A 12952-nucleotide genomic window follows, 5' to 3' on the forward strand; every position below is an offset into this window, starting at 1 on the left:
GTTAGAAATTTTGTCTAATAGAGAATAGCTCATAATATTTCTTTCAGGCGCCCTCAAATCACAAGTAAATATGACCTTATAAGTGTTCACTCCAATATTAAGAAATCAGGGAAATCTGAAAACAGTAGAATAAAATTGCTAATAGAGGACTGCCATATTTAGGGAACCTCTGAATAATTCCGAGCCAGTTTGGTAGTATTCAGTTATCCGTCAAGACTACGATAGATTATGCACCAAGTCACCTTTGCCGAAGCAGAATATAAGCTAAAGCGCCTTATAACTCGCCGAGAGAAGTTTCTTTCTCAAATGGAAGCCCTCATCCCATGGCAACGACTAGAGGCTCAGATCACTCCTTGCTATCCACAAGGCAAACGTGGCCGACAGCCATATCCATTGAGTGTCATGCTCCGTATTCATTGCATGCAGCTATTTTATAATCTCAGTGATCCCGCTATGGAGGATGCTCTGTATGAAATTGAATCCATGCGTAGTTTTGCTGGATTGACTTTGAGAGGCCCAATTCCCGATGAAACAACGATTCTTAACTTTCGCCACTTATTGGAGCTCAATCAGCTAGGTGCAGCTCTTTTTGATGAAATCAACAAGCATCTTGCTGAGAATGGCATGGTACTGCGTGAAGGCACGATTGTAGATGCCACTATTATCTCTGCGCCAACTTCAACCAAGAATAAAAAGAAAAAACGTGATCCAGAAATGCATCAAACAAATTAAGGCAATCAGTGGCATTTTGGAATGAAAATGCATATCGGGGTTGATGATGTGCTCGGAGTAATACACAGCGTAGATACAACAGCAGCGAATTCGCATGATGTCACAGCCACAGAGCGGGTCCTCCACGGGGAGGAAGGAAGAGTCTGGGGTGACTCCGGATACATTGGTGCGGAGAAGCGTGAAGAGTTGAAAGAGCGGGAGGTGGATTGGTACATAGCAATGAAGCCGAGCAAGCTGAAAACTCTTCCTGGGCGTAATGCACTCCGTAAAGCGGAAAAGATCAAGGCGCAGATAAGAGCGAAGGTTGAGCACCCCTTTCGCTACATTAAACGGGTATTTGGTTATAACAAGGTCCGCTATCGGGGGCTGTTAAAGAATACTGAGCGGCTGTGCTTGCTAGCAGGCTTTACTAACTTACTAATAGGGAGAAAATACTTGGCCACCTAGGGGTGGTGCGCCTGAAATCCGCCAACTGGGGATTTTAGGTGAAAAATTAGAGGCTATTACGCGAAAATTAAGCGTTTTGCGTAGAAAAGTGAATTTTTCAAAAAAATCAGCTTAATTCTAGAAAAATGCTTCATTGAACAGAGGTTCCTTAGCCTTTTTTAAAATTCAAGAATCATGAATGTTGCGAAACGATAAATAACGAATTCACTTAATGAGCTTCTTGTAAGTTTCTCATCTTCACTAGTAAAAAATACAGTCATATATGGCATTTGAGTATTTTTTAAACAGTAAGCAAGGTCTGGTTGCGGCATCATATTCAACTACGTAAATTAATTTTCAGCCTATGGAAACGATGTAATGTGTAAAAAGTTATCCATTAAAACTGGCCTTACCATCCTAGCGTCCGCAATTACTTTGATGGGATGTACAAGTGCCCAGGAAAAAGAAGCGATACAGAAGATAGTATTTTCTAACGCTGAGGCTATAGAAGGATGCGTACTAGTAGAAGATGTAACATGCAAAACAATCAGGGTTAACCAGGGAGATGTTTGTACTCCTTGGTTACAAAAAAGGGCTGTGCGAAGAGGTGGAACCCATGTGGTTAAGGCTTCTTCAATGGCGCAATTTGGCGATATCTATATGCCTAACGGAGTATCGGCAGGTAAGGCTGTAACAGGCACGCATATCCCAGCGAAAATCTATAACTGTAGTGCTGCCAGCAAATAAGCGCTAACATCCCCAGGGAGCAAGTCACATTATCACTTGCTCCCCGGCAGTATTCTTTAACATTCCGATCAACTCAAACTATAAATTCTTGCTTACCCCAATTTTAAGCTACTCCTTGAAAAATAGCCCTAAAGAAGAGAGATTTTCTAGAATTTATTTTTTTCTTCGCCACTAGATAATTGCAGCAACTTTAATGAAATATAGATAGTATGACTTATCATACAACGGTTATCGACTCACTAAGACACCGCGATCCAAGTCTCTGCTTCCCCATCGATTACAGCGATCAACTGATTGTTACTGAATGGAGCTAATTCCAGCTCATCTGAATATTTGGAAATAACAAGTTCAGCAGCATCCTTAAACGGTTGGTTTCCATAGTGAGGTAAGGGATAGAAGTGCACAAGATTTAACCCTTCATAAGACTCTAGATTCTTCGCTGCATCGGGGTTATCCATCTCCTGAATATACGCGATATTCGGCGAGAGGATTACAGTACCTGCCGACTCACCTATATAGGGCTTACCCAGCCTAATCTGCTCCAACAAGATTTTGTCTGCCCCACTTCGCCTAAGTTCTTGAAGTAGGAAATAGGTGTTACCACCAGTTACATAGATATACTCATTGTTTTGCAGCTTATCTTTAATCTCATCCACTGAAGCCTTAGACACTTCCAATTCATCTACAATAAGACCTAACTGCTCCAGTTCCTTCTTAGCATCTTCCACATAAAAAGTGATCTCTTCGGGAATGCTTGCAGTAGGAATGAATGTAACCCTCTTACCTTCAAGCCGCTTATCAAAACTCGCGATCGCGCTCGCGACCTCAGCAAAATACGAAGTCAAAAATAGCTTGGCCATATATTTTAATCCTTTAAAGTACTTAATTAATCAATTACTTGTTATCGATATAGTTTACTCGAGATGTGAACAGGTCAATAAAGATGTATCACATTATCCGATTATGTATGGAGGGCCCAATATTATTTTTTTATTATCTCGCAACAAAATCATCAATTACCGATTCCACCTTGAAAGTGGTCAACTTTGTCACTAAATCCAATAATAAATGGCGAAGCTTCTCCCCCTGATTTTTACAAGAATGTTTATATCAGGCTGGTTTGACTATGAATTTCAACAATATTTATAAGCAGCTAAAGCCAAGTTTAAAGTATGATCTAAGTGGAACTAACAGGTAACCAAAATCACTTCTTTATCATTCACTATCTTGGCATCTCTCATAGAACCAGAAGCACAAGCAAGCAAAATCTGTAAGATCCATATTACATAAAGATTCGGCAGCTTAACTTTTGTACCATTTACCTAATAGTAGGAGCCAATTAGCATACGCAAAATGGAAGGGGAGATAAGTCGCTCCAGAGGCTGCGGCTCTTACTGCCCTTGTTTATGATGCATTTTTCGTACACGATCTTTCGGAGTAAGCACTCTTGCTCCCGAATCTACCTGAATCCTACCAGTGGTATCTAACCATTTAGCAAAAAACGAATATATTTTGGTATAGCCTTCCCAGCCTTTAAAGTAGCCGAAAATCGCAGCCACGATATAAACCACAAACAAAGTACAAAAGAATATGGCTTCACGGTCAGGAAAAAACAGCTCTCCCATACCTTCTTTGGGGTTTACCCCCGGGCGAACCCCATAATTAAAATCACATTAGAAAAAAGCAGAAGAGTTACCGGGATACAGCCTAGCATTATCCCTCGAGCAATTTTCTCCGGTTTTGTTGGCTGATACATGTATTGCACCGATGATTAAAATCGATTGACTGGAAGGCAAGGCGTGATAGGAATTTTAGGCAAAAAAAAGGGCCTAAAAGGCCCTTTTTTTATTTTTGCGAGTTCTGGATAAGAGATTTTCCATCTCTTCTCGCACCCTTTAATAGACAAGGGAAATTTGGTGGAGCTAAGCGGGATCGAACCGCTGACCTCAACACTGCCAGTGTTGCGCTCTCCCAGCTGAGCTATAGCCCCAAATTTTGTTGCCTGACGTTTCCGTCGAAAGCGGGGCGCATTTTAGCAAGGTTTAGGCGCCTGTCAACAGAAAAAATAACTTTTTAATCAATTAGTTAGCTGCTGACACCGCAGGCCCCCGGAGGCTGCCGCTTCCGGGGGCTCACCAACGCGAATCAGCCTTACTTGAGTCCAGCGTACTCTTTTTCCCAGCGCTTCAGCACCTTCTTCCCGGCACCGCCCAATACGTCGATCGCCTGGCGCAGGCGGGCGCGGCTGAGGTCGGGGCCCAGGAGCACCATGGCTTCCATCACGGAGAAGGACGCAGTGGTGCCGCTGATGGCGACAAACAGCGGGGCATTAAAGTCTTTCAGCTTGATTTCCATAGCCGTGGACAGGGCTTTCACTGCCTGGAAGATACTGTCCTTGTCCCAAGCGCGCAGGGCTTCCAAGCGCCACAGGGCAAATTGAAGCAGCTTCTTCTGGTCATCCAGAGGCAGCTTGTTACCGCTGAAGCTGTCTTCGGTCAGGGGCAATTTGCCAGAGGCGAGGAAGCTAACCAGCGGTGCAAAGTCACCGAAGGTTTCCATGCGCTCTTTCGCCTGGGGCAGAACCTTAAGCAGGTTGTCCCGGTTAAACATCCACTCGGTGAGGCGATCGGCGAGTTGCTCGTTTTCCAGTTCGCGAATCCACAGGCCGTTCAACCAGGACAGCTTCTCTACATCGAATACCGGGCCGCCCAGGGAGACACGCTGAATATCGAAGTGCTCCAGCATCTCATCGAGGGAGAACTTCTCGCGCTCATCTGGCATGGACCAGCCCATACGGCCGAGGTAGTTAAGCAGTGCTTCGGGCATAAAGCCGGCGCGCTGATAATACAGGATAGAGGTGGGGTTCTTGCGCTTGGACAACTTGGTCTTGTCCGGATTACGCAGCAGCGGCAGGTGGCAGAGCACCGGCATTTCCCAACCAAAGTATTCGTACAGCAGTTTGTGCTTGGGTGCGGAGTTGATCCACTCCTCACCGCGCAGTACGTGGGTGATCTCCATCAGGTGATCATCCACCACGTTCGCCAAGTGGTAAGTAGGCATACCATCAGACTTGAGCAGAATTTGTGCGTCTACCTGGGCCCAGTCGATTTCAATAGTACCGCGTAGCAGATCTTCCACTACGCAGGTACCGCTTTCAGGCACATTCATACGCACTACATAAGGTGCTCCCGTAGCGCGTCGCTTTTCAACTTCCTCTTCCGGCAGAGCCAGGTCACTGGGCTTCAGTGAAGTGCGGCCCGCTTCACGCAACCCCTCACGGAGTTGCTCCAGTTCTTCCGCTGTTCGGTAGCAGTGGAAAGCATGCCCTTTTTGTACCAGCTCTTCGCAGTAAGTTTTGTAGATATCGCCACGCTCACTCTGGCGATAGGGGCCGTGGGGGCCGCCCACATCCGGTCCTTCCTGCCAATCCAGTCCGAGCCAACGCAGGCTGTCGAGAATGGCTTTCTCCGATTCCGGAGTACTACGCTGCTGGTCGGTATCTTCAATACGCAATACAAACTGGCCGCCTTGCGCTCGGGCAAAACACTGGTTAAAGAGGGCAATATAGGCAGTACCAACGTGGGGATCACCAGTTGGAGACGGTGCTATTCGGGTTCTTACGGTCATGATAAACCTGATTGATAAATGAAGGACTGGTTAAACCGCAGGATTATAGCGCTGGCCGGCCTCTTGGCACAGGCGGGGTTTTCTCCTCAATAAGAGCATTTACGCGCCATAAATTCATTATTACAGCCTATAGGCGTGACATGCATCACGAAAAAAGTATTATTGCCGCCACCAAGAAGGAATGGCTTGACTGACTTATTTCCCATATTTTGCAGGGGTTTCCGCGAGCCGCTTCTCCCTAAAAACGATAAATTAATCGCTCAGGACGGCATACCATGCAAAAAAATGTAGTTCGCACACTGTTTTCTGCTATTGCAGCAGGTACCCTTTTCAGCATTTCTGCCGCTTCAATGGCCGCTACTGATAGTGCAAGCAGTGATATCACCCTCTCTTTCACTCCCACAATTGAGATCACTCGTGTAGACAACCTCACGATTACCGATCCCACTTTGGGTACCGATGCCGTAGGCACCGAAGATTTCTGTGTGGGTGGCCTCGGGTTCTCCACCTATAGCATCACTTTCGACAGTAATGACTCAGTAAATGATACTGAGTTCACCCTCACTGACGGCACCAACAATGTCCCTTACAGTGTTGGTTTTGATAACAGCACCTCCGGTACTTTTACTACTGTTACCGAAGGCGATGCGCTGACAGGCCAAATCCGGAATATTGCTTCCTGTGGCTCCAGTGATAATGCGCGCTTCCAAATCACTGTGGCCAACAGCGATTGGGAAACTGCAACTGTGCTAAATGGCACCACCTATACCGATACCCTGCTGATCACTGTCGCCTCCGAGTAAGAGTAAAGAGTGGCTGGCCCTGCCAGCCATAGCTCAATATGGCAGGACGTCATCTGGAGCGCCTTGCGCTGGCTTTGTGTCTGGTGCAAGCCTCCTGCCCCGATGCCCTTGCAGCGACCGCAGCGACTTTCCTGCTGGAAACCTCTGCTCCTGAAGGGTTTGATGATCTCACCGAACCCCAGCAACTCGTGGTGGATCTCTACTACGGCGGCCGGGAAATTGGTGCTGCGCAAGTCACAATTGACCCGCGCTTTGTTCGCTTTAACTCTCCGTCTGAGGTACTCGAACTATTGCCCGAGGTTCGCGATACCGAGCGAATTATCTCCATCCTCGAACGACCGCAAACAAGAAACAGTCACCATGTATGCCGCTCAAACCGGCAAATTGGCTGCGGCTACTTAATGCCCTCGGAGTTTGCCGTTATTTACGATGAGCAGCTCTACCGGCTGGATCTTTTTCTCAAAAGAACTGTTGCCACAACAAGCGGCAATCAATGATCCCTATTTGCCGGAAGCGAGTTCTGACTTCTCTGTCGTACAAAACCTGAGCGGTTCCTGGAGTGGGGTTGAAAGTGATTGGGGCCCGGACAGCTATAGCGCTGCATTAAATGGCAACACCATAGTGAGCTTTGGTGAGAGCGCACTGCATTCACAATGGTCTGTGGCCTCAGAGCAGGACAGCCGGATCCATAATCTGTATTGGAGTCGGGATTTTCGGGGGCAAGCCTATTCGGCCGGCCTTTTACAACCCCAGGGAGGCTTTGGCTATTTCCGGCCTCAGGAAGCGATCTATGGCGTAGAGCTACGCACTTCCCAGCGCACCCGAACCGATATCAGTTATCAACAGGGAGCGCCGGTTGAAATTAATATGCCCGTGCGCGGTAGAGTCGAGGTATATCGGGATGAACGACTTATCCACACCGAACTACTGGAGGCCGGCAACCGCCTGTTAAATACCTCTACCCTACCCCACGGCGCCTACGATATTGAGGTGCGCACCTACGATGAAGCGGGGCGGGTATTAAGCCGGCATATCGAATTCTTTGCCAAGGATTCGCTATTGCCAGCCCCAGGCGAGTGGTTTTGGAGCTTGCAGGCAGGTTTGCCCACCCGCAGTTTTTGGGGCGACACTCTGCCGGACCACTACGAAGAAGGAATTGTTACTGCCTCTGTCGCACGCCGTTTAACGACCGGATTGGGTCTTTTTGTTTCTGGCGCCGCAACCGAGGAGCAGCAATTGTTGGAAATCGGCGGTCGCTGGATTGGCGAAGGCGTTGAAGTCTCCCCAAGCTTGGTGACATCCGGTGATGGACGCAGCGGATACCGATTGCAGGCATTACTTAAAATGCCCTACGGGACTTTTAGTGCAGTAAAAACTGAGCTGGATGCCAATACAACGCCGTTCAATAACGATAAATATACATTGCTGCCGGGCAGCTATTCCCAAACAAGTCTGAGTCTGCGCACAGCAGTATTGGGCGGACAGCTATCCCTAAGATTCAGCGAGCGGGACCAAAACCAACTCCCCGACAGCATCAACAACGGCGATTCACTGAGCAGTGCCCAGAAGTTAAAAACCCTTGAGTTCCGCCACCCCATTTTTAAGAGCACCCATTGGCTCAGCAACGCCACTCTGTCCCACAGTGATGCAGACGGCGAGCAATACACCAGTGTGGAGTTCCAGTTTCGAATGCGCTCCAAACACTGGCAACACACCGCTAATCTCTATAGCGACAACAGTGAACAAAGCACTAGCAGCGAGCGATTTGCACTGCAAAGCCGCTGGTACGACCGGGATTTATGGGCGGCTGAATTTGAGCAGCAGCTTTCTGTCGAAGCATCCCCAGAAGCCAATTACCTGGAGGCCCGTACGCATTTAGCGGGACATCACGGATATTTGAATACTGCAATTGGGCTTTACGATGATGATGAAGGCCGTGCGATCAACTACCTCGGAGGATTCAGCACCAACCTGATTGCCACAAAAAATTCCCTCAATTGGGGCGGTGAGCGAAATCTCCAGAGTGCGGTTATCGTAAATATCGAAGGCAGTGAAGATAAAGATTTTGAAGTTTTGGTCAATGGCAGCCGCCGTGGATACGCCAAAGGCGGCACAACGTCAGTGATTAATTTACCGGCTTATCGCAGTTACGATCTTTCCCTACGGCCCCTCGAAGAGGGCTTTTTCGATTACCGGGAAACCTCCGAAACCATTACCCTGTATCCGGGCAATGTGGGCGCCAGCAGTTACCAGATACTGCCACAAATCCTGGTGCTGGGCCGAGTAACCAGCCTTGGCCAGGGGCTGGCAAATACAGAAATAATCATTGGCGAACACTCAGCGCAAACTGACCAATACGGCGTTTTCCAAATGGAATTCCACGGTGAACATAACACCATCCTAAATACAGAAGTTCGCTGGGGAAATTGTAAAGCCTCAATCGAAGCCGCTTCATCGGGCGATAGCTGGCTCAACCTGGGAACCATAGAAGAGTCAGAGGCCAACTGCCAGACTGGGCAAATAGCAGAGGTAAGCCGTGTCCATAACTAAGAAGCTGCACAAACTTGGCCTGGCCTCTGCGCTGTTGATTCCGCTATTTAATATACCAGTACAAGCCCAGGTAAATTGCTCCAGCAATAACGATTTGCGAGTTTGTGGCTTGGAAGATTCACACACTATTGATTACGAATCAGAACCTAAAGAAATTCAGTTTACTAGCCGAAGCCTGCTGGGAAGCTGGACCCTGCGCTACGATGTAGAAGTGAGTCCGCTCAGTGGATCTACTTTCGCACTATTTGCGGACAGTGGTGAACAGCTGGATATTGATATTTCATTTCGAGCCAATAACGGCACCACGGAAACACTCAGTCCAGGAACTCAGTCCGCTACTTTTGCCGGCACCAGCGACGATGCAGATACTTATTTAGTGATCGAGCTAGACAGCAGCCAAATACCCTCTTCCAGCCGCTACTCCGCCAGCTTTGAGATGACACTGAATAATTATTTTATTATTTGGACTGCCGGCACCGAAACAGTTCAGTTTGACATTGTGCTGGACGTAGAGCCAAACATCGCCATTCGCAATCTGGGTGATATTGACCTCAGCAACAGTGGCACCCTGTTTGGACAGGCCATTGAGGGCAGTGAGGACTTTTGTGTTGGCGGTATAGGATTTAGCGGTTACACAGTAAACCTGTCCAGCGCCAATGGCAGCACCGGGGGATCAGGCAGCAGTGCCTATGAACTGGGGGGAAACAGTGAACAAATCCCCTACAGCGTTGCCTTCTCAGACAACCTGGCTGCAACTTCAGGTATTTCCCCAGATAGCCTGGGAGATATCTCCGGTAGCTTTAGCCGAACTTCGGATGAAAACTGCCTTTCTGATAATGCGCGAATTTATATTTCCATTGCGCCCTCAGACTGGGAAAACGCGGGCGAACCTCTCTACACCGATGCACTCACAGTAACGGTGAGCAGCCAGTGAGCTAAATACAAAATAATCCTTTAATCCGCCCAGCCTGCTATAGGCAAGCAACCAATTCTAATTAGCCACTAAGAGGAAAACGAACCCGCTCACTCTGCTGCCCTCGTAGTAAAACTTCCAGCTCACCGCCAACGAGTTTACCCGTTACTTCGATACTGGTGCCAGCGTATAACCGACCGGTGGCCTCAAGTTTTTCACACTTCTCTTCAGTCACACAATGACGTACTTCCACGACTTCTACATTAATATTGCCACTATTCGTGAGTCGGTAATTATCCCCTTCAGCCACTAAATCAATTTTATAAGCTCCGCCTTTTGGCTGCACAAATACCAATGCCTGATAAGCTACAAGGATTTTTAGTGCCGTTCTGTCACTCTTGATATCACCTACAACAGGTTTAAAAGTCACCCGGTAGACTTTTTCCTCTTCAAGATCTCTATCTAAGGCCATTAAGCGAAAGCGCTTTCTCTCTCCGGGGGCCAGGACAGCTCTTGCGGGGCTGACAAGAAGTTTAAATTCATCGGGATTTATCACCCTGACTCGGCTCTCATTATCATGGCCGGGGTTATCCACACGGAATATTTCAGTTTGGATATATAGCGTCTCATTATCTGGATTGCTGACGAGAACATCATCCCGGGCGCTGGGAGTATCTTCCAGGTAAAGGACAATTTTATCCACAGACATAGCTGCCATTACTGGCTGGACGACAAAGAGTAGCAGTGAAAGCAGTACTTTTTTCATAAAGAGCGGGTAGTTTTAGAACTTCTTAAAGTAAGCGCAATATCGGGCTGTTTTATCCACAAGTCAAATCGGAACCTAATGAGCCTCCCTTAAATCAATATCACCAGCCCCGCTAGTAAATAAGAGGCAATACTGATTTGCCCTACACCGCCTGAAAAGTAAAACACTGCCAACGTAATAGATCATCCTGACGCGACATACCGCTAGCTAACTCAGTGGCGCGCTATCCATATGGGCAGTATGCAATCGATTCAGCATCATCACTATGTAAAAACCCCAGCCCTCCATTGATAGCCCTCTGGTCCCATATTTCCTCCCCGTGAACCTTGCAACAGCGGTGGCACCGTCTATTTTTCCTGTATGACCCGGCTCCAGCCAGGGTCCGGTTCATCTCTGGGCAAAGGCCAAATTACGCCCAATTCCAGACGACAATAACACCCGCTTTTCGGACCAGATTCACATGTTAATTGCTCATCGCGGCGACAAGACCCGCCAACCAGAGAATACGATTGCCGCTTTCGAGGCGGCCCATAATCTGGGGGCCTGCGCTATTCAGTGCGATATCCGCTTCAGCGCCGACGGCACCCCCTGGTGCTTCCACGAGGATAGCCTGCACATCCCCGGCAATGACCAGTCCCAGGTCTTCCACTCCCTTAGGGACTCACAGTTACACCACCAGTCGATCAATCGCTTTATCGAGCTGGTGGACTGGGCCAGCTGCCATCGCCACCTGGATTGGTTTATCGGTATCTCACCTGCCAATATCGCCGCCACTGGATTTGTCACCGCCGTTAAAAAGTTAATGGAGCTGATGCGCACCGAGAATGAGTCATTCGCTCTACTCACCGCAGACTGCCGCAGCCTCAGAGCCGCCCGCAATATGGGCTGGCATCGGGTTGCCCTTGAGATCAATAGTGTCTCCCGGTGCCTATCTGCCGACATTGTTACTTTGGCGCCAGAATATCTACTAATTCGCGACAGCCAGGTTGAATGTGACGAATTGCCCCCAGGCCCCTGGCAATGGGTTGTCTATGAAATCAACTCGACAGAAGAGGCAGTACTCTGGCGCAAGCGCGGTGCTCACCATATTCTCACCGGCAACTTGCCGCTGCTGATGCGCTCCCGGGAAGCGAGTGATGTCTACGGATTTTGATGTCCTGGTAGTCGGCGCAGGTATACAGGGAGCGGGAGCCGCTGAGGTTCTGGCCACAAATCACTATTCCGTGGTGATACTCGAACAGCTGGGCATCGCCGCCGCCACTTCCTCTCGCTCCTCCAAACTCATTCACGGCGGCTTGCGTTACCTGGAGAGCGGCCAGTTCCGTTTGGTCTACGAGTGCCTGCGGGAGAGAAAGTGGCTACTGGATAACAAGCCTGAACTCGTGAGAATGGTCCCTTTTTATATCCCTATCTACCAACACAGCAAGAGACCGGCCTGGCTGGTCCGCTTGGGGTTGAGCCTATATAGCCTTCTGTCTGGACTGAGTAACACCGATTCATACTTTCGCAGAATACCCAAATCCCAGTGGGACAGCCTTCCAGGCCTGAATAGGGAGGGCCTAAAAGAGGTCTTCCGCTATAACGATGCGCAGACCGATGACGCAGCCCTTACCCGGGACGTAGTTGCCTCAGCGGTTGCCCATGGGGCGCAGATTATCTGTCCCGGTAGCCTAGTAGGTGCAGAAGTCACTGGGGATGGGGTCCGCGTTGACTATGTTGCTAATGGCAAGCTCAGCACGTTGCGCACCCGGGCGCTCATAAATTGCAGTGGCCCCTGGGTAGCCAACACGAATGCACGCTGTTCACCGCCAGTGGACATGCCCCCTATCGACCTGGTCGCAGGTACCCATATTTTATTGCCCCTCTCTCTTGGCGATAAAATCTACTATGTGGAGGCTGATGATGGCCGTGCGATTTTCGTGATGCCTTGGCAGGATAAAACACTGGTTGGAACTACAGAACGCCCCTATTTTGGCGATCCTCGGGATGTCACCCCCACACTAGAAGAAGAGAGTTACCTTCTGCAGACCGTACAGAAATATTTCTCTCAAGCCCGAGAGCTCAATGGAGAAGATATTTGCGAGAGTTATTCCGGACTACGGGTACTTCCGGAAATGGAAAAGAGTCCTTTTGCGCGCTCCCGGGAAACCATTATTTGCTGTGATGATAATAAGAAGCCTAGAATTCTAGCGGTGGCAGGCGGTAAGCTAACCAGCTATCGTGCCACTGCACGTAAATTACTAAATAAACTTGAACCCACTTTATGTGTGGAACCACCCACCCCACCCAATACCCAACATTCCGAAACCGCAAAAAACTCTTCTGAACGCGAGAGAAATATCTAAAATTTCTTCCTCGCAATAGCTCCCATTTACTTTGGGAGCAAGA

11 protein-coding genes, 1 tRNA gene and 1 pseudogene are annotated in these 12952 nt (G+C 48.6%); 8 read left to right on the forward strand and 5 right to left on the reverse strand.

Annotated features, from left to right (window positions below):
* Positions 1-228: 228 nt before the first annotated feature.
* A pseudogene (locus P0078_RS09465) lies at positions 229-1179 on the forward strand (IS5 family transposase).
* 357 nt (positions 1180-1536) lie between these two features.
* On the forward strand, positions 1537-1905 hold the full coding sequence (locus P0078_RS09470; protein ID WP_282934146.1) for a hypothetical protein: 369 nt from the start codon (positions 1537-1539) through the stop codon (positions 1903-1905).
* Between the two features lie 239 nt (positions 1906-2144).
* On the opposite strand, the gene P0078_RS09475 is transcribed toward P0078_RS09470, so the two are convergent.
* The 4 genes from P0078_RS09475 to gltX all read right to left on the reverse strand — a co-directional run bounded on the left by P0078_RS09475 (position 2145) and on the right by gltX (position 5532).
* Complete coding sequence (locus tag P0078_RS09475; RefSeq protein WP_282934147.1) at positions 2145-2765, reverse strand: Type 1 glutamine amidotransferase-like domain-containing protein; 621 nt, start codon at positions 2763-2765, stop codon at positions 2145-2147.
* A 531-nt stretch (positions 2766-3296) separates the two neighbouring features.
* Positions 3297-3530: a hypothetical protein gene (locus P0078_RS09480; protein WP_282934148.1), complete on the reverse strand. Its 234-nt coding sequence runs from the start codon at positions 3528-3530 to the stop codon at positions 3297-3299.
* Positions 3531-3819: 289 nt separating this feature from the next.
* Positions 3820-3895, reverse strand: a tRNA-Ala gene (locus P0078_RS09485).
* A gap of 161 nt (positions 3896-4056) precedes the next feature.
* Positions 4057-5532, reverse strand: a complete 1476-nt coding sequence (gltX, locus tag P0078_RS09490; RefSeq protein WP_282934149.1) for a glutamate--tRNA ligase — start codon at positions 5530-5532, stop codon at positions 4057-4059.
* Positions 5533-5807: 275 nt separating this feature from the next.
* Between gltX and P0078_RS09495 the strand changes: the two genes are divergently transcribed.
* From P0078_RS09495 to P0078_RS09510, 4 genes are read left to right on the forward strand one after another with little or no spacing between them, the layout of a single operon-like run.
* Positions 5808-6335, forward strand: a complete 528-nt coding sequence (locus P0078_RS09495) for a hypothetical protein (protein WP_282934150.1) — start codon at positions 5808-5810, stop codon at positions 6333-6335.
* Between the two features lie 38 nt (positions 6336-6373).
* Positions 6374-6832, forward strand: a complete 459-nt coding sequence (locus tag P0078_RS09500; RefSeq protein ID WP_282934151.1) for a hypothetical protein — start codon at positions 6374-6376, stop codon at positions 6830-6832.
* Entirely contained in the window at positions 6765-8885 is a 2121-nt protein-coding gene (locus tag P0078_RS09505) for a TcfC E-set like domain-containing protein (RefSeq protein WP_282934152.1), read from the forward strand. The genes P0078_RS09500 and P0078_RS09505 overlap by 68 nt, the downstream gene beginning before the upstream one ends.
* Positions 8872-9819: a hypothetical protein gene (locus P0078_RS09510; RefSeq protein WP_282934153.1), complete on the forward strand. Its 948-nt coding sequence runs from the start codon at positions 8872-8874 to the stop codon at positions 9817-9819. The genes P0078_RS09505 and P0078_RS09510 overlap by 14 nt, the downstream gene beginning before the upstream one ends.
* 61 nt (positions 9820-9880) lie before the next feature.
* Here the strand turns inward: P0078_RS09510 and P0078_RS09515 are convergent, their stop codons facing one another.
* Positions 9881-10564, reverse strand: coding sequence for a fimbrial biogenesis chaperone (locus tag P0078_RS09515; protein ID WP_282934154.1), 684 nt, complete (start codon positions 10562-10564; stop codon positions 9881-9883).
* 460 nt (positions 10565-11024) lie between these two features.
* On the opposite strand from P0078_RS09515, the gene P0078_RS09520 reads away from it, so the two are divergent.
* Both P0078_RS09520 and P0078_RS09525 read left to right on the forward strand, forming a co-directional pair.
* Positions 11025-11717, forward strand: a complete 693-nt coding sequence (locus tag P0078_RS09520) for a glycerophosphodiester phosphodiesterase family protein (protein WP_282934155.1) — start codon at positions 11025-11027, stop codon at positions 11715-11717.
* Positions 11701-12909 carry a glycerol-3-phosphate dehydrogenase/oxidase gene (locus P0078_RS09525; protein ID WP_282934156.1) on the forward strand — a complete coding sequence of 403 codons (1209 nt, stop codon included), beginning with the start codon at positions 11701-11703 and terminating at the stop codon, positions 12907-12909. Before P0078_RS09520 ends, P0078_RS09525 begins: the two co-directional genes overlap by 17 nt.
* Positions 12910-12952 lie beyond the last annotated feature (43 nt).

It is taken from the genome of Microbulbifer sp. VAAF005, assembly GCF_030012985.1.
Taxonomy (GTDB): Bacteria; Pseudomonadota; Gammaproteobacteria; order Pseudomonadales; family Cellvibrionaceae; genus Microbulbifer.